We start from the raw sequence: 21,124 nt of genomic DNA on the forward strand, positions 1-21,124 counted from the left end.
GACGGCTACTGAACAGCCACCGCCTTTCGGTGACTATACTCCGCGCGGCCAAATTTTCGGTTTTACGTCAAGCCAATGTTGGGTGATAAAAGGAGCTTTGAACACTGCGTTGAAGCCTGAAGATGATCGATCTGAAACTGACCGAAGAACAATTGGACGAGTTGCACAAGGAGGCGAGCGGGAACCCCTGCCCGCGCGCCCGCAAAAGATGCTGGGTGGTCTACCTCAAGGGCAAGGGCTACGCGCACCGGGAGATAGCCGACGTGGTGCGGGTGGATGAAGACACGGTCACTGAATATGTGAGGAAGTACCGCGACGGTGGCCTGCCGGGGCTCCTGGCCGAGCACTACCGCAAGGGGGAGGGGCAGTTGGATGCCCACGCGGAAAGGCTAAAGAAGGTTTTCGAGAACCGTCCGCCGCACACGCTCAACCAGGCGATAGAGGGGATCGAGCGGGAAACCGGGGTGCGCCTGAAACACTCGGCCTGCCGGGCGTTCTTGCGGAAGCTCGGCATGAAATGCAGGCGTTGCGGATGGGTGCCCGGCAAGGCCTTGGACGACGAAAAACAGCTTCAAGCGCAACAGGAGTTCCACGACAACAAGTTGCAACCGCGCCTGGAAGAAGCCAAGCAGGGCAGGCGCACGATGCTGTTCGTGGACGCGGCGCATTTCGTGATGGGCGCATTCCTGGGGATGCGCTGGTGCTTCGTGCGCCAGTGGTTGCCGTCAAGCTGCGGGCGCAAACGCTACAACGTCCTGGCTGCCTACGACCCGATCCGGCAGGAGGCCGTCACGCTGACCAACGACACCGTTGTCAACCAAGTGACGTTTTGCGCCTTGCTCGACAAGATCGCCCGTTGCTACGCAGGTACGGGACTCTCCATCACGCTGATACTGGATAACGCCCGTGACCAGAAATGCCAGTCCGTTTTTGACAAGGCCACGGCATTGGGGATCGAACTCTTTTATTTGCCAGCCTATTCTCCCAACCTGAACCTCATCGAAAGGTTGTGGCGCTTCGTCAAGAAGCAGGTGTTGTACAGCACCCATTACGACACGTTCGCCACTTTCAAGGAAAGCATCGACGCCTGCCTGCGCGACCTTGGCACCCGCTTCAAAAGCAAAATGCAAACCTTGATGACCATGAATTTCCAACTGTTTTCAAAAACCGAAAACTGTACCGCGTGAAGTATATCCGCCTCTACCAGCAGTCGACGGGCCGTGTGCACCGAGGCTTCTCCCCTCACGCACGCCAGTAGCGGCTTGCTGCTGGTCGCGGCCAGTTCGACGACCATGCCACTTCCGTTGGATCGGAGAAGGAGCTGGGAGAGACAACCACCACGGTTCCGTCGACCGCTTCGTCCGCGAGGCTGACCTCTACCGCCCGCTGCAAGCGGTGGGCATCGGCATCAAACGAATGTCAACCGGGTTGCTCATCGACCACGAAGCCGGCAACACCTCGTTCAGCGCCACAACAGAGTCGGGACCAAGACGGGAAAGGTGGATTCCTTGCTCGGCGGCGGCATCGGCAGCGAGGACACACAGGCCGGCCACCATTGGCAACCACGGTCAGCCGCGACCCACGCGGCATGCGTGGCGAGATCAGCGCGCGCCGCCGAGAACAGGTCGCCGATTGAATCCACTCGCAACGTGCCGGCACGGCGCAAGGCCGTGTCGAAGACATCATCGTCTCCCACCGGCACTCGGTGATGCGCTTCGACCAGGCGCGCCGACAGCGCATGTCGACCGCTCTTGACTACCACGACGGGTTTGGTCCGGGTCGCGGCGTGCAAGGCGCTCATGAACCGCCGCCGGTCGTGCAGCCCTTCCAGGTAGAGCAGGATGCACCGTGTCTCGGGGTCTGCCGCCAGGAAATCGAGGATTTCGGGCAGGTCGGGATCGCAACCGTTGCCGGGCGCGAATACTGCCGACAGGGCGAGATCCTCGGCGAATACCCAGTCGAGGATACTGGTACATACCGCGCCAGACTGCGAGACCGGCGCCAGGTTGCCGGCCGGAACCTGGCGCCGAGAAGAAATCGCGTTCAGTTCCCGTCGGGGTCGGACAAAACTCACCGCCCGCGGCCCCAGCAGCCGAATCTGGTAGCGCCTGGCAATCGCCTTGATCGCCGTTTCCAGCGCCTGTCCTTTTTCGCCGGTTTCGGCAAAACCCGAACGAAGCATACACACCACCGCTGCGCGCACCTGTGCGGCACCGCACTGCTCGAGCACGTCGCCGACGACTGTCGAGAGCAACATGGAGTCGGCGTCTCGGCTTCTCCTCGCTGGACAGCAAGGAGTTACCCCCAAACGACGAACGGACACTATCCCGCTTCGGCGATCACGACCTGCGAATCAAAGCCGACTCTGACCGCGCCCCAGCGCCGGCCATTGACGACCACCGGCATTGACAGGTCGTTGAGCGCCTCGCCGGTGTCGCGCATATAGGTCTGAAACAGGCTTGGGCTTGCATTCTGAGCAACTTTCAATCCGACCGGATCGTCGAAAATGCGTTTGTGTCGCGTACCGACCAGATCCTTTGCGTAGTCGCCGGTCGGCGGCTGTGAAAACTTGCTGTTGTGCGCCGGCGCGTATCCGCGGCTGTCGAGCGCCAGCGCATAGACGAGGCGCGGATTGGCCGCCACCGCTGTATCGCCCGTCGCCTGTAGCGCCGCCTCGCAGAGGTCGTCGTAGCTCGTCTTGTAACGTTTGGGATTCGAACCGGCAATCAACTGGTAATTCTGGTCCCAGACATTGACGCCCTGTGCCGATAGTTTTTCGAGGGTGGCCGCCACCTGATCGCGGAAGGTCTCGGTGATCAGCACGACGCGGTCGAATTCGGTCTCGCCGGTGCGGAGTTCGGCCAGCGCTGCCTGGGCGCGCTCGGTCGCCTCCCTCTGGTCGCTCGCGAACGCGTCCGATGCCTTCACCTGTTCGACAATATGGTGACTCGTCTCCTGAATCTGATCGGCAATCTGATGCACCGCTTCGTTGGACGCCTTGAGCAATTGCATGGCCTGCGCTATCTCGGCGATCTTGGCCGTGGCGTCCTTGAGATCGCTCACCATCCGCTCGAAGTTGCCCGCCGATTCTTCGACCACCGAGCGCGAGCGGTCGACGCTTTCGGCAATCTGCGCGGAATCGTGATCGGTGTTTTTCACCAGCGTCGTCATCTCGGCGATGTTTTCCGAAATCGTGTTCGATGCGGCCTTGACGCTTTGCGAGAGCTTTCTCACTTCGTCCGCCACCACCGCGAAACCGCGCCCATGCTCACCGGCACGCGCCGCTTCGATCGCCGCGTTCAGCGCCAGCAGGTTGGTCTGATCGGAGAACTCGTTGATCAACTGCGAAATCTCGGCAATATGCGAGGCGCTCTGGTCAAGCAGCTTGACCGTCTCGCGAAAGCCCAGCAGCCGTCTGCTGACGTTGACGATCTCGCCGGCAAGCAGTCGCATCTCCTGCAGCGCTCGTTCGGCCACTTCGAGGTTGGTCGACGAGGTGGTCGCAATCGACGCCGAGTTGCTGAGCACGCTGTTCGCCGATTGACTGGCTTCCTGCGACATCGTGTATATCCGCTTCGACAGATCGCCCTGCGTCGCCGCCCCGGCCAGCGTCCCCTTGACAATCCGGTCCATCCGCGCCGCGCCCAGCGCTGCCTGTGCGCTCATGCCGCGCGTGCGCACCAGGATGCGCCGGAACATGGACAGCAATTGATTGATCTCGCTGGCGACAGGGTCGTCACCGCCAAGACACTGCGACAGAGGCACCTGGCCGTCCCGGACGCGCCGCAATTCCTCGACCACCGTCCCCCCGGTGAACGCCGCCCCCTCTCCTCGCAGCAACCCGTACGCCAAAGCGGCGGTGAGGATCGCACTGCCGCAGGCAACGATCATCACCAACCCACCCATGCCGCCAGCAACCCAGACCACCATGCCCGCTTGCAGCAAGGCGACAACTACGACTGCGCCCAGTCTCATGCTCATCTCGCGTCCCTCCTCTGGTTTCCGCGACGCCCACCTGGTCATATGCATTATTGTGGTTGGCGTTTTCATCCTTCGTCCGACCATTGGTGACTTTGAAAGGCTATTTCATCACCAATGGGATACCGCACCAGTCTAGGGAGTGATTAGCGGGACGTCAATCGTGCCCGCACGGCGGACATGTCACCAACTCAGAGACTGTACGATGACAAAACAGTATCTCTCGGGCAGGCGCCGCTGACGGCGTCGCCTGCCTGGCATCAGTGCCCGGAGATTAAAGAGGGCAGGGTCGAATTAAATGAATCAAATGCAAGTCAATTACCCCTGCAAGGGGCCAGGTTCGATTTGGCCGGCAGAACTTGCTATCCTGAGCGACATTTCCCCGTCGTCCCCGCATTCATCTCCCAGGTCTTCCCCTGCACGTCGTTCAGCGAGGACATAACCGCGACGCCTGCTTCTTCGACCCGGCGCATTATCGCTGGAGCAATTATCGGGCGAACGGACTGGGGCAACCTGATTCATTGCGAACTCCGCATGCGGTGTATTCCAGTCTGTGGGGAAAACGAGGTTGAGCGGCCGGCGAATGATCGGTCCTTGTTCCATCCGGAACGGGATGTCGACGCAATCAGCAACACCCGCATGGCCTTGGATCAGGAGCAGCCGCTTGGGGATAGGCGGTTTATCGACAGTATCGAACGGGTCACTTGATGTGACATAGTTTCTGCCCATGTTTCCCCCGCACTGGCTAGAATGGTGGGTCGTTGAGGCAGAAATTTTCTGTGCAGGACTCGGTCATACCAAGGGACGAAGGCATGGCAAACCCGCACGTTGTGGGCAGCGTGCCCCCGAATTGAGAGAACTTGAAAATGACTAGCAGCATACTGAATGCCCTGAGCCTGCCCGCATTCATGGTCGACACCCGGCATGTGGTGATGGCCTGGAATGGCCCGTGCGAGTCGTTGACCGGCATCGCCGCCGGCGATGTCCTGGGCACGCAGGATCACTGGAAGGGCTTCTACGATGAACCCAGGCCCTGCCTGGCCGACCTGGTGCTGGACAACCTGCTGGCCGATGCTTCGCGCTTCTACAGTCTGCATGAGAGAACGGAATTTGCCAGTGATGGCTACAAGGCAGAAGGCTGGTTCGACAACCTCATGGGCAAGCGACGTTACCTGACCTTCGAGGCAAAACCGCTGTTCGATGGCGACAAAATCATTGGTGCGGTCGAGGTACTCCAGGACATCACCCGTCACAAGGAGGCTGAGGAACAACTGAAACTTTCCGCCAGCGTCTTCGAAAGTGCCTCGGAAGGCATTGTGATCACCAGTCAGGATAACCATATCATCTCGGCCAACAAGGCGCTGGAAGGGCTGACAGGCTTTCGCATCGATGAAATGCTCGGCAGGAATCCCAGGCTGTTTGCCTCCCGGCGCCATCCGCGCAGCTTCTTCCGCAAGATGTGGCAAACCCTGCATGAGATCGGCCACTGGCAGGGCGACATATGGAACAGAAAGAAGACCGGCGAAGAGTATCTGGTGCACGCCAACATCAGTGTCGTCCGGACGGGCGAATCGGTGGCCAACTACATCGGCCTGATGAACGACATCACCGAATCCAGCCGAACGATGGCCAGAATCGAGCATATGGCGCACCATGACTTCCTGACCGGCTTGCCCAACCGCAGCCTGGTGGAAGACCGGATCAGACAGGCGATAGGGCGCGCGGAGCGGAAGCGCTCCAGACTGGCGGTGATGTTCATCGACCTCGACAGGTTCAAGGTGGTCAACGACACCTTCGGCCACGAGGTGGGGGACCTGCTGCTGCAGGAAGTGGCGCGTCGAATCCAGGACTGCCTGCGCGCTACGGACACCGTCTCGCGGCATGGTGGCGACGAGTTCGTGCTGCTGCTCGAGGATTTCAACGACGATGTCGATATCACGCACGCCGCCCAGAAGCTGCTGGCCGCGATCGGCAAGCCCTGCCGGATTGATCACCATTCCGTTACCACCACTTCCTCGATCGGCATCGCCATCTACCCGACCGACGGCGAATACGTCGCCGATCTGCTCAAGCACGCCGATGTTGCCATGTATCATGCCAAGAATCAGGGACGGAACAATTTCCAGTTCTTCACGGCGCGGATCAACGCGCAGGCACTGGAAAAAATGATGGTCGAAAACGCACTGCGCCAGGCCATCCCCGGTGACCTGTTGCTGCATTATCAGCCGCAGCTCTGCCTGGTCAGCCGGAGCGTACACGGCGCCGAGGCGCTGGTGCGCTGGGCGCACCCGGAACTGGGAATCATCAGTCCGGCGCGCTTCATTCCCATTGCCGAGGAGGTTGGCCTGATCTGCAAGCTCGGTGAGTGGGTATTGCAGGAAGCCTGTCGCGTCATGCGCAGTACCGGCATCAACATGTCCGTCAACCTGTCACCGCTGCAACTCACTCAGAGCGACATCGTGGCGAAGGTCACCGAAGCGCTTGACGGCATGGCCGGTTACCGTCTGACCCTGGAAATCACGGAAAGCGCCTTCATCAACGACTTTGCAGTGACCAAGGCCACGCTCATGGCCCTGAAGAAGATCGGCGTCAATCTTGCCCTGGACGATTTCGGCACCGGCTACTCGTCCCTTTCCTACCTCTACCAACTGCCTTTCGATTACCTGAAGATCGACCAGTCATTCATCCGGGATCAAAACAACATTCCCATTGTGCTGGCGATCATCGAGATGGCCAACAAGCTCGACATCATGACTGTCGCCGAGGGTGTGGAAACGCCGGAACAGATGGCCTTCCTCGAAGCCAGCGGTTGTGATGTCATCCAGGGCTACCATTTCTCACGTCCGCTGCCGCTGGCGGCCTTGACCGACTTTGCGGAAAACCCGCCTTACGAAGTCGCCTCGAAGCCCCGCATCAAGAAACAGCTCGCGGAGGCCAGCAACCCCTTGCTGGCGTGGTCATTCACCTACGAGACGGGGCATGCCTCGATCGATGCCCAGCACCAGGAACTGATCCGCATCCTCAGCCGATTTGACGCCAGCACGCGTTCAGGCGACAAGAAGAGCGAATCGAGAAAGGTGATGAAGGCGCTGATCGAGTACGTGCGCAGCCACTTTTCCTTCGAGGAAAAACTGATGCTCGAAAACGCTTATCCGGACATCGGTGAGCACCAGGGGCAGCACCTGCAACTGGCCGACGCGCTGGCGAGCTACGACCTGCAACTCAAGGCCAACCCGCAGATCAACCTGCAACAGTTGGCGATGTCGCTGCACGCCTGGCTGATGCAGCACATCCATTCCAGCGACAAGAAACTCGGGAAATTCCTGAAGAAACGCGGCGTATTGGCGCTCGAGGGGCAGTAACCCAGGTCACCGATTTTCTGGCCCGCGGACCCGTCGATTCAAAAGCACTTTCGTCATCAAAAGGGTCTTCGAGGCCGGCAGACCCGCGGCTGCCCGAAACGCCGGCAGCGTAAGCAAACGGAGGTCTGCAACGTTCTGCTCCCCGCCGCACTAGGCGCAGCAGCCCAGACACAAGCTGCAGAAGAGCCGATCCATCGCCAGGCAGCGCGAACCGCGTGGGCCCTGCTGCTTGCCCGGATTGATGAGATCTTCCCGCGGCTCGGTTCGAAGTGCGGCGGCGAGATCCGGATCATCGCCTTCCTCACGGAGAGATCATCCGTCCGCGAGGTCCTTTCGCATTTGGGCGAGCTTTCTTCGAATCACGACTGTTACCAGGGCCTGGAGCACTTGCGGAAGTGCCGTTGGATCTCCTACCCTTCGGCGTCTCCATCAACTGATGGGTTCAAGCTCGTCGATGTGATGGCGGGCCATTGGCCGCCAGTCTCGGGTAGACTTGCGCTTTCGAGACACTTTGCGTTCGCCAACCACTCCCTCTGAATCGACTGCCATGGCCCAATATGTATTCACGATGAACCGCGTCGGCAAGATCGTCCCGCCCAAACGCCAGATCATCAAGGACATTTCGCTCTCCTTTTTTCCCGGCGCCAAGATCGGCCTGCTCGGTCTCAACGGATCGGGAAAGTCGACGGTACTGCGCATCATGGCGGGCGTCGACAAGGACATCGTCGGCGAAGCGATGCCGATGCCCAATCTGCACATCGGCTACCTGCCGCAGGAACCGCAACTCGATCCGCAGAAGACCGTCCGTCAGGAAGTCGAGTCCGGCCTCGGTGAGGCCTTCCAGGCACAGGCCAGGCTCGAAGAGGTCTACGCGGCCTATGCCGAACCCGACGCCGATTTTGATCGGCTGGCCGAAGAACAGGCCCGCCTTGAAGCGATCATTGCCAGCGCCGGTTCGGACCTCGACAGCCAACTCGAGCTCGCGGCCGACGCGCTGCGCCTGCCGGCCTGGGAGGCTCTGATCGGCAATCTCTCCGGCGGCGAGAAACGGCGTGTCGCGCTGTGCAAGCTGCTGCTGTCGAAACCGGACATGTTGCTGCTGGATGAACCGACCAATCATCTGGACGCCGAATCGGTTGAATGGCTGGAGCAATTTCTGGTGCGCTTCCCCGGCACGGTGGTCGCCGTCACGCACGACCGCTATTTTCTCGACAATGCCGCCGAGTGGATCCTTGAACTTGACCGTGGCCACGGCATTCCCTGGAAGGGCAATTATTCGAGCTGGCTCGAACAGAAGGAAGCACGTCTGGAAAGCGAAGGTCGCCAGGAGCTCGGCCGCATCAAGGCGATGAAGCAGGAACTCGAATGGGTACGCCAGAACCCGAAAGCGCGCCAGGCCAAGAGCAAGGCGCGGCTGTCGCGTTTTGAGGAACTGTCGAGCGTCGAATATCAGAAGCGTAACGAAACGCAGGAAATCTTCATCCCGGTCGGCGAGCGTCTCGGGAACAAGGTGATCGAATTCAGGGCAGTCAGCAAGTCTTTCGGTGACCGTCTGTTGCTCGACAAGCTCAGCTTTAGCGTACCGCCGGGCGCCATCGTCGGGATCATCGGCCCGAACGGCGCCGGCAAATCGACCTTGTTCCGGATGCTGATCGGCAGGGAACAGCCCGATTCCGGCGAAATCGAGATCGGCAATACCGTCAAGCTGGCCTATGTCGACCAGAGCCGCGATTGCCTCGACGGCGACAAGACCGTTTTCGAAGAGGTTTCCGGCGGTGCCGACGTGCTGACCGTTGGCCGGTATGAAACCCCGGCGCGCACCTACATCGGCCGCTTCAACTTCAAGGGTGGCGACCAGCAGAAGCGTGTCGGCCAACTCTCGGGCGGCGAACGCGGGCGTCTGCACATGGCCAAGACCCTGATCGCCGGCGGTAACGTCCTGTTGCTCGACGAACCGTCAAACGACCTGGACGTTGAAACGCTACGCGCCCTCGAAGACGCCCTGCTTGAATTTGCCGGCAGCGTGCTGGTCATTTCCCACGACCGCTGGTTTCTCGACCGCATCTGCACCCACATTCTGGCCTGCGAAGGCGATTCGCAATGGACCTTCTTCAGCGGCAACTATCATGAGTACGAAGAAGACAAGAAACGCCGGCTCGGCGAGGAGGCGGCGAAACCGAAACGGATTCGCTACAAGCCGATTACCCGGTAGGCATGATGTTCCGTATGGTCCGGCGGGCCCTGGTCCCAGCCGGCTGAAAAGACGGAATCAGTTGCTTCCTGCCGTTGCCGATCAGGTCGGCGCGCCCCATCTGCTTCAAGGCTTCGCGCAGCAGGGGCCAGTTTTCAGGATCGTGATAGCGTAGCAAAGCCTTGTGCAGGCGGCGCTGGCGGGTGCCGCGGACGGTTTCGACGGCCTCTGAATCGCGGCCGACCTTCTTCAGCGGGTTCTTGCGGCTGTGATACATGGCGGTGGCCATCGCCAACGGCGTTGGCAGGAATGTCTGGACCTGATCGAGGCGGAAATGGTGACGTTTCAACCACAAGGCCAGGTTGAGCATGTCCTGGTCGGTGGTGCCCGGATGCGCGGCGATGAAATAGGGGATCAGATATTGCTCCTTGCCCGCCTCCTTCGAAAACTTCTCGAACAGGATCCTGAACTGCTCGTAGGAACTCATTCCGGGCTTCATCATGTGCGCCAGCGGCCCGTCTTCGGTGTGCTCGGGAGCAATCTTGAGGTAGCCGCCGACGTGGTGGCTGACCAGTTCCTTGACGTACTGCGGATCGCGTACCGCGAGGTCGTAGCGCAGGCCGGAACTGATCAGCACCTTCTTGACTCCCGGCAGCGCCCGCGCCTTGCGGTAAAGCCGGAGCAGCGGCGTGTGGTCGGTGTCGAGGTTCTCGCAGATGCCGGGGTAGACGCACGACAGGCGGCGGCACGCCGATTCGATCTTCGGGTCCTTGCATGCCAGGCGGTACATATTGGCGGTCGGTCCGCCGAGGTCGGAGATGATGCCGGTGAAACCCGGCGTCTTGTCGCGAATTTCCTCGATCTCCTGCAGGATCGATGGCTCGGAGCGGCTCTGGATGATCCTCCCCTCATGTTCGGTGATCGAGCAGAAGGTGCAGCCGCCGAAGCAGCCACGCATGATGTTGACCGAAAAGCGAATCATCTCGAAGGCCGGAATCTTCGCATCGCCATAGGACGGATGCGGTCGGCGCTGGAATGGCGAGGCGAAGACACCGTCCATTTCCGGCGTCGACAGCGGAATCGGCGGCGGGTTGAGCCAGACATCGCGCTCGCCATGCGCCTGGATCAGCGCGCGTGCGTTGCCAGGGTTCGATTCGACGTGGAAGGTACGTGAAGCATGCGCGTAGAGTACGGGGTCGGCGGCAACGGCCTCGTAAGATGGCAGGCGAATGGCGCTGCGCGTTCGATCGAGCTTCGGCATGCGCGGATGCGACTGGAACTGGATCAACCGCGGGATCACCTGGGTCCGGTCTGGTCTGACGCGGGTCTCCAAAGGTGCCGGCCGGGACGCACAGGCGGCTTCCTGGCCCGTCTCCGGGGTCATCGCGTAAGGGTTGGGGTGGCGAACCAGCAGACCCGGTGTATCGACCTGGCTCGAATCGATCTCGGCCCAGTCGTCGCCCGGCAGCCAGCCGCGCGGCACCATGAACGCGGTGCCGCGCAGATCGCGGATCGCGGCGATGGGTTCGCCGGCAGCAAGACGGTGCGCGAGTTCGACGATTGCCCGCTCGGCGCTGCCAAAAATCAGCAGATCGGCTTTCGAATCCGGCAGCACCGAGCGGCGCACCTTGTCCGACCAGTAATCATAATGGGCAATGCGGCGCAGGCTGGCTTCGATCGACCCAATCACCACATGACTGCCGGGAAAGGCCTCGCGACAGCGCTGCGCATAGACGACGACAGCGTGGTCAGGCCGCCGGTTGGCTTCGCCGTTCGGTGTGTAGGCGTCATCGGAACGTGGCTTGCGATCGGCGGTGTAGCGATTGACCATCGAATCCATGTTACCGGCAGTGACGCCGAAGAACAGGTTCGGCTTGCCGAGCACCCGAAAATCCTTGGCCGACCGCCAGTCGGGCTGGCTAATGATGCCGACGCGAAAACCCTGCGCCTCAAGCAGACGTCCAACCAGAGCCATGCCGAAACTCGGGTGGTCGATGTAGGCGTCACCGGTCACGATGATGACGTCGCAGGAATCCCAGCCGAGTTGGTCCATTTCGGTACGCGACATCGGCAGGAACGGTGCTATGCCAAAGCGGCTGGCCCAGTATTTGCGGTACGAAAAGAGGTTCCTGGAGGCGGGGTTGCAAGGAGTGTTCATCAGGCGATTCTACAGGAACAGGGGCTTCGATTTGACTGCCTTGATCAATCCGTCGACCTGCTTGCCCCTAACGGTCATGACTTTTCCAGGCACCCCCGATCATGAAAGTCATGAGCGCTTCCCTCTCCTTCTCCGCCCTGCGAGTAGAAAAGCCGACAAGGGAGCGGGATTGAAAACGAACATCGTCTTCATGATCAGGGATGCCAGAAAAAGTGATGGCCATGGGATCACCACACGCGAGTAGCGTGCAAGGCGTATATACTTTGAATGTCGTTTGGACTCGAAGCCTTGATCGGGTCCGAATGAGCTGCCGCGGTTGCGGTCAGTGTCTTGTTGCAAACTTGTGGGCGTGTGACCAGAGACCAGAGGTCGAAAAATGATCGCCAGCCTGTCGCCAAGCAGTCCATTCACCGCCGTACGCCAAGAGCGTCCCGAGGCCTCGCCAGCGAGTCGCGATACGGCAACCGATGGCAGTGCCACGTCGCGTGCCGAAGCCGACAGCAAGAGCGAACACGGCAAGCCCGGCATCCCATCCAGGGGTCAAGGCGACGGCCAACTCTCCGAGGCCGATCTGCAAAAAGTGCAGGCCTTGCAGCAACGCGACCGCGAGGTACGCGCTCACGAAATGGCGCATGTCGCCGCCGGCGGCAGTCTGGTCCGCGGCGGCGCCAGTTTTACCTACGAATTCGGCCCGGACGGGCAACGTTATGCAATTGGGGGTGAAGTCGGGATTGACACTTCGCCCGGACGCACACCCGCCGAAACTCTGGCCAGGGCCGATCAGATCAGGGCCGCCGCGCTGGCCCCCGCCGACCCCTCAGGGCAGGACCGGCAGGTCGCCGCCATGGCTACGCGCATGGCGATGCAGGCCAGCATGGAACTGGCAACCCAGAACGGCGTCAGTGCCCGCCAGCACGACATATCCGGCACACCAGGCCAGCCGACGCTGGCCGCCTATACCGATGTCGCCGCGAGTGCGCAATCGTCGGGGTCAGCCATTGATCTTTTCGCCTGAGTTCTGCCATCCTGCCTGGATCAATGCCTCCGGTCTCCCGAGGCCGATCGACAGGAGTCAGCCGTCATGAATCGATCTGCTGCGTGGCTGATCTGCGGCCTTGCCCGCTCGCGCGCTCCTCGCCTATCGATCTGATAGGTCTCGTCGTGCGCTCGTTCCCGCCTTGCATCCCAGCCTGCTCGTCACGATTTCTTCACAAGCTCTCAGGGGGCGGGCGTGATGAGTAACCGCAGTGCCTTGGGTGAATTCGTCTATACCGACGTCGAATTTCGCCAGTATCGCCGCCGCCGGGCGCTGCGCTTGTTGCATACCGGCGTCGGATTCCTGCTTGCCTATGCGATTGCATGGAGTGTGGTTGCACTGACGCGGGGCGACTGGCCGACCTTGATCCTGCAGGGAGTTTCCGTCTGCGGGGGGATCTGGGTGTGGTTCTGTCTTCGCAGCGGGCAACTCGGTCTTGCCGGTCACAGTTATTTCTGCATCGTCATTCCGGTCGTTGCCGGCATGATTACACTCGAGGGCGTGACAGGTCCATTTCTGAGCATGAGCCACTACCACCTGCTGCCACTGATCGGCGGCGCCTATCTGTTGTTCTTCGAGCACGGAAAGCGCGGGCGGCGGGTGTATGTGGGCACCTGTGTCATGATCTTTGTTTCCGTCGAACTGGGTCTGCTGACCTGGCCGGGGTTGGGCCTTGCCTACCCGCCCGACGCTCAACGGACGGGCCGCTGGATTCTCTCGCTGGCGAATTTTGCTTCGCTGATCTGGGTCGCCCGGCTTTTCGTGGCCGATCTGGCTGAAGCCGAGAAGCAACTCGCGGGTGCCAATGCGCGCATGGAAGCCCTCCTTGAAAACATGCTGCCACCAACGATCAGTCAGCGCTTGCGCCGCGAGGGACGCACCTTCGCCGATGCCTTCGGGGAATGCAGCGTGCTCTTTGCGGATATCGTGGGCTACACTGCGCTGTCCGAATCATTGCCCAACGTTGTGGGTCTCCTGGACGCCATCTTTACACGTTTCGATGATCTCACCGAGCAAAGCGGGCTGGAAAAGATCAAGACGATTGGCGATGCCTACATGGTCGCAGCGGGCATTCCCGTGGCGCGTCCCGATCACGCCATCGCAGCCGCAGAACTGGCTTTGCGAATGCAGACGGCAATCAAGGATTTCCCTGGGCTGGAGATCCGTATCGGCATCAATTCGGGAGCAGTCGTGGCTGGCGTGATCGGGAAGAAGCGCTTCATCTACGACCTCTGGGGCGATACGGTCAATATCGCCGCCCGCATGGAATCGCAGGGGATATCCGGCGAGATCCAGATCAGCGACGCGACGCGCGCTTTGCTGCCAGGTCGCTTCATCTGCGAAGATCGTGGCGAGATTGCAGTCAAGGGCAAAGGCCGGATGCACGTATTTCTGCTCAAAGGTTGCGAGACACCGATCGCTTCATCGTCATCGAGCTGATCATGAACCTCGATCGCCATACCTGTACGAACAGTCGAAGATCAGGGGTTCTGCGCCATCAACTCGCGCAGGTAGCGAATGGGGATGGCGAAGCTGATTCCTGATGGTTTGCTGAGGACCGACTCCTTGCTTTCCTTGACGAATACCATGTTGATGATGCCGATCACCTCGCCGCGGGTGGTTTCATACAGCGGGCCACCACTGTTGCCGGGATAGGCCGTGGCGTCAAGCTGATAGATGTCAAAGCTGCCGCTTCTGATCTGCTGCACGACCCTGGCGTTGAGCTGCCGCGCATTCGCGCTGGGCAGCACGATCGGGGTAATCGACGAAATGATGCCGCGGTGAGTGACTGGCGACAGCCCCAGTGCGCCGCCGATTGGAAAGCCGGTAAAAGCAACCGACTGGCCTTCCCTAACCGACTCGGAATCGTGCAGGATGAGCGCCGGCAAGGCCGGACCATCGATACGCAACAGGGCCAGATCGTGCGCCTTGTCGACCCGGATCACCTTTACCAGGCGTTGCTGGGCTGCGGCGGTAGCCGAACGGAAGACGATGGCCAACGTTTCGCCGGCGGCCACATTGAGTTCTTCCTGAATCACATGCGCGTTGGTCGCTACCTCGTAACCGTCACCGACCACAAAACCGGTACCGCGCATCACGAATTGCGGACTGCGCGTGCGTTGAAGGGTGCCAATGACCACCACCGAAGGCTTGACCCGTTCGATCAGCTCGGGCAAATCTGCCAAGGCGGGTCCGGCGACCCACAGCAAGCCAGGGATCAGCGCCCAAGTCGCCAGCCACCGCATAACGGTCGCAGCACACCAGTAAGCGCCAGCACGGATCGGCAAGGACCGGAATCTCATCCCTAGGCTCCCTTGCTCAGGCGGATTCGCGGCAACTCCGGAGAAGGCGTCGTAATCTTGGCATCATAGGGATGGTCGTCGCGTTTGAAGAGGCTGATGATCCGCTGCACGTAACCGCGTGTCTCGGCGTAGGGGGGGACGCCGCGGTAACGGTTGACGGCTCCTTCACCGGCATTGTAGGCCGCTGCCACGAGACTCACATCGCCTTCAAAATAGGCCAGCAACCACCGTAAATAGGCCAGACCGCCGCGCAGGTTCTGCTCCGGATTAAAGGGATTCTTGACGTTGAAGCGTGCCGAAGTATCGGGAATGAGCTGCATCAATCCCTGCGCATTCTTGTTCGAGAGTGCTCCGGCGTTGAAATTGGATTCGGTTCGAATCACCGCCAGAGCCAGACGCGGACTGACACCGTATTCGGGCGCCAATTGGTGCACCAGACCGACGATCATTTTCTGCGCTTCGTTGCGCGGCAGCATGTCATCGGTGCCATCGTCAACAGGCGGCAGCAACAGCGGGCGCATGCAATCCGGCACCTCCGACGTCGGGTCGCCGACAAAACGTTGCATCTTCTGCGACTGCAGGTGTCCCTGCTTGGCGGCCAGGCTGAAGAAGTAGGCCGCCAGGGCATCGTTGCGATCGACTCCTCGCCCGTTGGCATACATCCACCCGAGACTGAACTGGGCTTCGGAATCCCCCAGGCGGGCACCATCGCAATATAGCTTGACCGCCCGCGCGTAATCCCTGGGCACTCCCTCGCCATGTTCGTACGCCTGCGCTTCCTTGCGCAAAGCCAGCAGACGCTCGGCAGCCGCCTCGCTGGGAACGTCCGCAGCAGCGGCGGCAGAGGAGAGAAAGAGACTCAACAGGCCGCAGTGAACCAGAAAGCCACGACGCAGCAGTGACAGACATTGCCAGGCAGGCCTCATGCAGGGACTCCGTCGGCAACGCCAAAGCGTGCTACATACCATGGGACCGCCGCCTGGATGCCCTCTGCCAGTCGGTGGCTGGGAAGGTAGCGGAGCAGGCGTCCGGCTTTGGTAATGTCGGCCCGCGAATGGCGTACATCACCCGGCCGGAAGTCTGCATACACCGGCTGGATTTGCTGTACCTCCGGCCGGAACGTCAGGAGGGCGTCACGCAGGATCTCGAACAACTGATTCAGCGTGGTCTGATCATCGACCGCGACGTTATAGACCTGATTCAGTGCTGCCGGATCTGCCGTCGTCGCTGCCAGCAGATTGGCCTGAACGGCATTGTCCACGAAGCAGAAATCACGGCTGGTCTGACCGTCACCATGGATGATCACCTGTTCACCGCGCAGCAGCGCGCGCGTCCAGCGGGGAATGACCGCAGCGTAAGCGCCTTCCGGGTCCTGACGGGCGCCAAACACGTTGAAATAGCGCAAACCGATTGAGGTAAAGTCATAACAACGCGCAAAAACCTCGGCGTAAAGCTCGTTCACCAGTTTGCTAACGGCATACGGTGACAAGGGTCGACCGATGCAGTCTTCGACTTTGGGCAGCGCCGGATGATCGCCGTAAGTCGAACTCGACGCGGCATAGACGAATTGCTTGACTCCAGCATCGCGGGCTGCCACCAACATATTGAGAAAGCCGTCGACATTGGCCGCGTTGGTCGCCACCGGATTGGCCAGCGAGCGTGGCACCGATCCCAATGCTGCCTGATGCAACACGAAGTCGACCGCACGGCAAGCCTCGCGACAGGCGTCGAGATTGCAGATGTCCGCCTCGATGAAGCGGTGACGGAGCCATTGCTCAGGCGTCACCTGCGAGCGGATCTCGTCGAGATTGCGACGATGGCCGGTCGCGAAGTTATCGAGGCCGATCACCGTCTGGCCGAGCTTGAGCAAGGTCTCGACCAGATGTGATCCGATGAAGCCGGCACTGCCGGTCACCAGCCAACAGGCTGGCTTTGTCAGCAGCCGCTCGACCAGTGTAACCGGCAAGGAAGGAAAAATCAGAGACGCCACACGGTCACTCCTTGCGCTACCAGCTCGGCCTCACTGAACATGCTTTTCACATCGGCCAGAACGCCGCCCTGCTGCAGTTTGCCGACATAGTCGGCGAGTGGCCGCTCCTTGAACTGGCGGTGGGCAACCGCCGCGACAATCGCTCCGGCTACCGGGAGCTGCTCCCACGCTGTCAGTTCGACGCCATATTCATGCCGAGCCTCGTCGGCGTCGGCAACCGGTTCATGCACCAGCACCTGCGCACCATAGGATTCGAGTTCCCGGATCACGTCGATGACGCGGGAGTTGCGGAGATCCGGGCAGTCTTCCTTGAAGGTCAGTCCGAGCACGATGATCGGCGCACCCTTGACCTGCCAGCCATTACGGATCATCTGCTTGATGGTCTGTTCGGCAATGAACTTGCCCATCCCGTCATTGATTCTGCGTCCGGCGTTGATCACCTCCGGGTGATAGCCGAGCATCTCCGCCTTGTGTGTCAGATAATACGGATCGACACCAATACAGTGGCCGCCGACGAGGCCTGGACGAAAAGGCAGGAAATTCCACTTGCTGCCGGCCGCTTCCAGGACTTCCAGCGTATCGATGCCGATGCGGTCGAAAATGATTGCCAACTCGTTCATCAAGGCGATATTCAAGTCCCGCTGCGTGTTCTCGATGACCTTGGCGGCTTCCGCTACCTTGATGCTCGAAGCCGGATAAACGCCGGCAGCAATCACGCTGCCATAGATCTCCTTGACCTGCTGCAGCGTTTCCGGGGTATCACCGGAAACCACCTTGACGATTTTCGTCAGCGTCCGCTCCTTGTCACCAGGGTTGATCCGCTCCGGCGAATAACCGACGAAGAAATCATCTTTCCACTTCATCAAGGAATATTTCTCGATGATCGGGATGCAGACTTCCTCGGTTGCGCCGGGATAGACCGTCGATTCAAAAACCACCGTTGCCCCGCGCTTGAGATTCCTGCCAACGGCTTCCGAGGCACCGATCAACGGTCCAAAATCCGGCTGATGCGCCTGATCGACGGGCGTCGGCACCGCAACAATCACGAAATCAGCCTCTTTCAGGGCGGCCGCATCAGTACCGACTTCCAGATGGACCGCCGCCTTGAGATCAGCGCTGCTCACCTCGCCGGTAGGATCGACATGCTGCCGATAATGCGCCACCTTGCTTGCCGACAGATCGAAACCGATCGTTCGATGTTTCTTGCCGAATTCGACGGCCAGCGGCAAACCGACGTAACCCAAACCCACCACTGCAACAATAGTCATCAATTCTCCATTCTCTGAGTGCTATTCGTTTTCAGTCACACCGGCTTCTAGAGCCCCTTGAGCAACTGCGCGACTTCTGCCTGCGCCGGGAACTTGTCGCCCAACTTGGCGAGCTGGTCCAGTTCGCTCCTGGCCTCGCTGTTCTTCCCGGCTTTGATCAGCGCTTTGGCGTAGTTGAGGCGGATCAGTGACGCCTGCGGCGCCAGTTCCAGGGCCTTCTTGAAAAGGCCCATGGCGCGCGCGTGATCACCTTTATCCGCCAGCAAGACCGCCAAGGTATCCAGCAGAGCCGGTTGATCAGGCGCCAGCTTGTTGGCCTTCTCGGCATACTCGACCGCTTTCGGGTCTTTGAGCTGTCCGGCAACCCAGGCCATGTTGTTGAGTACGGTGGGGTTCTCCGGCTGCGCCTCGAGCAGAATGCGGTACTGCCGGGCAGCGCCTGCATAGTCCTTGCGCATGCTTGCCGTCTCGGCCAGATAGAGGCGGAAGCGGTTGTCCTTGGCATGTTCCTTGAGCCACGTTTCAGCGTACTTGTCGGCCTCGGCGGTATTGCCGCCAGCCAGCAGTACGGTATGCAGCTTGGCCGCCAGATCGGTCGTCGGGGCTTCCTTGAGCCCGACACGATAGGCTGCTATGGCTTCCGCCCAGGCCCTCTGCGACGCGTGTGCGTCCCCCTCGAAGATGTAGCCAATGGCTTCCTTGGGTCTCTGTTTCTGCACTTCACGAGCGACCGCAAGCGCTTCCTTGCTGCGACCGGCATCCAAATCAAGGAGGATGATTCCGCGCTGCGCCTCCAGCGAATCCGGCTTGACCTTGAGCGCCTTTTGCAGATTCTCCCGCGCGGCCTCCTTGTTCTTCGACGCCACTTGAACCTCAGCCATGCGCAGATAGGGAAGCGGAGAATCCGGCTTCAACGCCGCCAGTTTCTGATAGGTGGCGAGCGCTTGATTGTAGTCTTCAGCGGCCTGCTGGGCACGTCCGGAAGCATCCAGGATCTCCGGTCGTTCCGGCAGCACGGCAATTGCCTCCTGAGCCGCGGCAAGCGCACTCTTGACCTCTTTCTTGCTCAGATACAGGCCGATCAGAGCCAGTCTCGGTGCCGGATCGGTCGGATTTGCCGTCACCGCCTTGCCGATCAGGGTCGCAACCTCTGCGGTCGTGCCGCCTTCTTTGGCACGCATTTGGGCAAGCGCCATAAACGCCTGCACATTCTTCGGATCTTTCGCGAGCACCGACTCGAAACGCTTTCTGGCATCCTCCGGCTTCTTCTCGTTGAGGTCCATATTGGCCAGGTTGGCTGCTGCCGGTAAAAATGCCGGGTTCAGGGCCAGGGCCTTCTCGAAGCTCTTGCGGGCCGCTGCGGCATCGCGCTTGCCAAGCAGGGCGGTGCCGCGCAAGTTGTACGTCAGCGGGTTGTCGGGCTGTTTCTTCTCGAGTGCCGCGATGGACTTGAGTGCCTGATCGAACTCGCGGCGTTGCAGGTGCGCCGTGATCAGGGCCAGATCGGCCCGGATGCCGGTATCGGCTGCCGCTACCTGTTCCAGATCACGGAAGGCCAGATCACTGTCGCCTTTTGCGAGGTTGACCAGCGCCAGCGAAGTGCGCGTGGCAGAATTTTTCGGGTCGAGCGCTGCGGCCTTGGCAAAGTAGCTTCCGGCCTTGTCGATCTGACCATTCTGCAGAAATACCTGGCCAGCCAGCGCCAGCAGGTTCGAATCCTTATCGATCTTGTCGAGGATTGGCTCCAGGATGCCCAGAGCCTTATGCGGTTGGGCATTGCGCAGATAGCTGGCGATCAGGACGCGACGCGCAAGACCGAGTGGCGGGGTTTTCGGCAGTGCCTTGAGCAGGTAGGTTTCGGCCTGCGGGTAAGCCTGTAATTCGTACTCGATCAAGCCCGCCAGTTGCAGGCCAAGAGGGCTCTCTGGGGAGGCCTTGAGGTGCAGTAGGACGGCGTCCCTGGCCGCTGCATAATCCTTCTGCTGGTAGGCCAGCATGGCCCGCAGGTATTGGGTTTGCGGATGATTGGCGGCAAACTGCTTGAGCGTCTCGATCTGCTTGCCAGCCTCTTCGAGTTTGCCTTCCGCTACCAGGATCCGGATGATCGTCGAATGCGCCGGCAAATAGTGCGGTTTGATTTCCAGCACCTTCCGATAGGCATTCGTTGCCGCCGCGATATCGCCCTGGGCAGCAAACATGTCGCCCTTGAGCTGCCAGGCATCATACAGCCCGGGTTGTTTCTCAAGAGCCGAGTCAAGCAAGGCCAAAGCCCCCGGCAGATCACCGCGGCCCGCTTTCAGCCGCGCCTCGCCGAGCAAGGCGGGCGCATAGCCTGGTTGTGCCGCCAGCGCTGCCGCGTAAGCCGCCACAGCCTGATCCTCTTTGCCCTGCATCAGATAGGCGTGACCCACCGAGGTCTGCAAGTCAGCGATTGCTGCCGGTGTCGTGAGCTGCGCTCTGGCCAGCTCTTCGGTCACTTTCTGGGGTTGCCCGAGCATCAGCATGGTGCGCGCCAGCAATGGCGTTACCTGTTCGACAGGATAGTTCAAGCCCTGTGCCTTGCGCAACTCGACTTCAGCACCGGTCGCATCGCCTCCTTCGAGTAGCGCCTTGGCCAACAGAAAACGCGCTTCGGCAAGTTGAGGGTCCTGCTGCAAGGCATTTTTCAACTGGATTGCGGCTGCCTTGTGGTCGTTCTTCTCCAGAAATGCCTTCGCCGAATTCAGCATGGTTTCCGGTTTCTCCCCGCCGCAACCCACCAACAGAAGAGTAGCCAGCAGTGCTGAAGCGGTGGCCTTGCGCAGCAGGTGGATCGAGTTACCAGTATTCATCAGAGCC

The 21,124-nt window shown here is 60.5% G+C and carries 13 protein-coding genes; 5 read left to right on the forward strand and 8 right to left on the reverse strand.

The window, feature by feature from the left end; all coding sequences use genetic code 11:
- Positions 1 to 122 precede the first annotated feature (122 nt).
- Positions 123 to 1,187, forward strand: coding sequence for an IS630 family transposase (locus V5B39_RS07940; protein WP_332342360.1), 1,065 nt, complete (start codon positions 123 to 125; stop codon positions 1,185 to 1,187).
- Positions 1,188 to 1,462: 275 nt separating this feature from the next.
- Here the strand turns inward: V5B39_RS07940 and V5B39_RS07945 are convergent, their stop codons facing one another.
- Both V5B39_RS07945 and V5B39_RS07950 read right to left on the reverse strand, forming a co-directional pair.
- Positions 1,463 to 2,257, reverse strand: coding sequence for a hypothetical protein (locus tag V5B39_RS07945; protein WP_332342361.1), 795 nt, complete (start codon positions 2,255 to 2,257; stop codon positions 1,463 to 1,465).
- Positions 2,258 to 2,322: 65 nt separating this feature from the next.
- On the reverse strand, positions 2,323 to 3,981 hold the full coding sequence (locus V5B39_RS07950) for a methyl-accepting chemotaxis protein (RefSeq protein WP_332342362.1): 1,659 nt from the start codon (positions 3,979 to 3,981) through the stop codon (positions 2,323 to 2,325).
- Between the two features lie 863 nt (positions 3,982 to 4,844).
- Between V5B39_RS07950 and V5B39_RS07955 the strand changes: the two genes are divergently transcribed.
- Both V5B39_RS07955 and ettA read left to right on the forward strand, forming a co-directional pair.
- Positions 4,845 to 7,340, forward strand: coding sequence for a bacteriohemerythrin (locus V5B39_RS07955; protein WP_332342363.1), 2,496 nt, complete (start codon positions 4,845 to 4,847; stop codon positions 7,338 to 7,340).
- A gap of 547 nt (positions 7,341 to 7,887) precedes the next feature.
- Positions 7,888 to 9,552, forward strand: coding sequence for an energy-dependent translational throttle protein EttA (gene ettA / locus V5B39_RS07960; RefSeq protein ID WP_332342364.1), 1,665 nt, complete (start codon positions 7,888 to 7,890; stop codon positions 9,550 to 9,552).
- On the opposite strand, the gene V5B39_RS07965 is transcribed toward ettA, so the two are convergent.
- Positions 9,542 to 11,689 (reverse strand): YgiQ family radical SAM protein, encoded by a 2,148-nt coding sequence (locus V5B39_RS07965; RefSeq protein WP_332342365.1) that lies wholly within the window; start codon positions 11,687 to 11,689, stop codon positions 9,542 to 9,544. The two genes, ettA and V5B39_RS07965, sit on opposite strands and share 11 nt — an antisense overlap.
- 376 nt (positions 11,690 to 12,065) lie before the next feature.
- On the opposite strand from V5B39_RS07965, the gene V5B39_RS07970 reads away from it, so the two are divergent.
- On the forward strand, positions 12,066 to 12,704 hold the full coding sequence (locus V5B39_RS07970) for a putative metalloprotease CJM1_0395 family protein (protein ID WP_332342366.1): 639 nt from the start codon (positions 12,066 to 12,068) through the stop codon (positions 12,702 to 12,704).
- A 219-nt stretch (positions 12,705 to 12,923) separates the two neighbouring features.
- Positions 12,924 to 14,165, forward strand: a complete 1,242-nt coding sequence (locus tag V5B39_RS07975) for an adenylate/guanylate cyclase domain-containing protein (protein WP_332342367.1) — start codon at positions 12,924 to 12,926, stop codon at positions 14,163 to 14,165.
- 41 nt (positions 14,166 to 14,206) lie between these two features.
- On the opposite strand, the gene V5B39_RS07980 is transcribed toward V5B39_RS07975, so the two are convergent.
- Genes V5B39_RS07980 through prsT form a run of 5 tightly spaced genes read right to left on the reverse strand, consistent with a single transcriptional unit; the run spans position 14,207 to position 21,117 of the window.
- Positions 14,207 to 15,028, reverse strand: a complete 822-nt coding sequence (locus V5B39_RS07980; RefSeq protein WP_332342368.1) for a S1C family serine protease — start codon at positions 15,026 to 15,028, stop codon at positions 14,207 to 14,209.
- A gap of 2 nt (positions 15,029 to 15,030) precedes the next feature.
- Complete coding sequence (locus V5B39_RS07985) at positions 15,031 to 15,954, reverse strand: transglycosylase SLT domain-containing protein (RefSeq protein WP_332342369.1); 924 nt, start codon at positions 15,952 to 15,954, stop codon at positions 15,031 to 15,033.
- Entirely contained in the window at positions 15,951 to 17,018 is a 1,068-nt protein-coding gene (locus V5B39_RS07990) for an NAD-dependent epimerase/dehydratase family protein (protein ID WP_434735667.1), read from the reverse strand. Before V5B39_RS07990 ends, V5B39_RS07985 begins: the two co-directional genes overlap by 4 nt.
- Complete coding sequence (locus V5B39_RS07995) at positions 17,006 to 18,286, reverse strand: nucleotide sugar dehydrogenase (protein WP_332342370.1); 1,281 nt, start codon at positions 18,284 to 18,286, stop codon at positions 17,006 to 17,008. Before V5B39_RS07995 ends, V5B39_RS07990 begins: the two co-directional genes overlap by 13 nt.
- Before the next feature lie 47 nt (positions 18,287 to 18,333).
- Entirely contained in the window at positions 18,334 to 21,117 is a 2,784-nt protein-coding gene (prsT, locus tag V5B39_RS08000) for an XrtA/PEP-CTERM system TPR-repeat protein PrsT (RefSeq protein WP_332342371.1), read from the reverse strand.
- Between the last annotated feature and the right edge of the window lie 7 nt (positions 21,118 to 21,124).

The organism is Accumulibacter sp. (genome assembly GCF_036625275.1).
Taxonomy (GTDB): Bacteria; Pseudomonadota; Gammaproteobacteria; order Burkholderiales; family Rhodocyclaceae; genus Accumulibacter.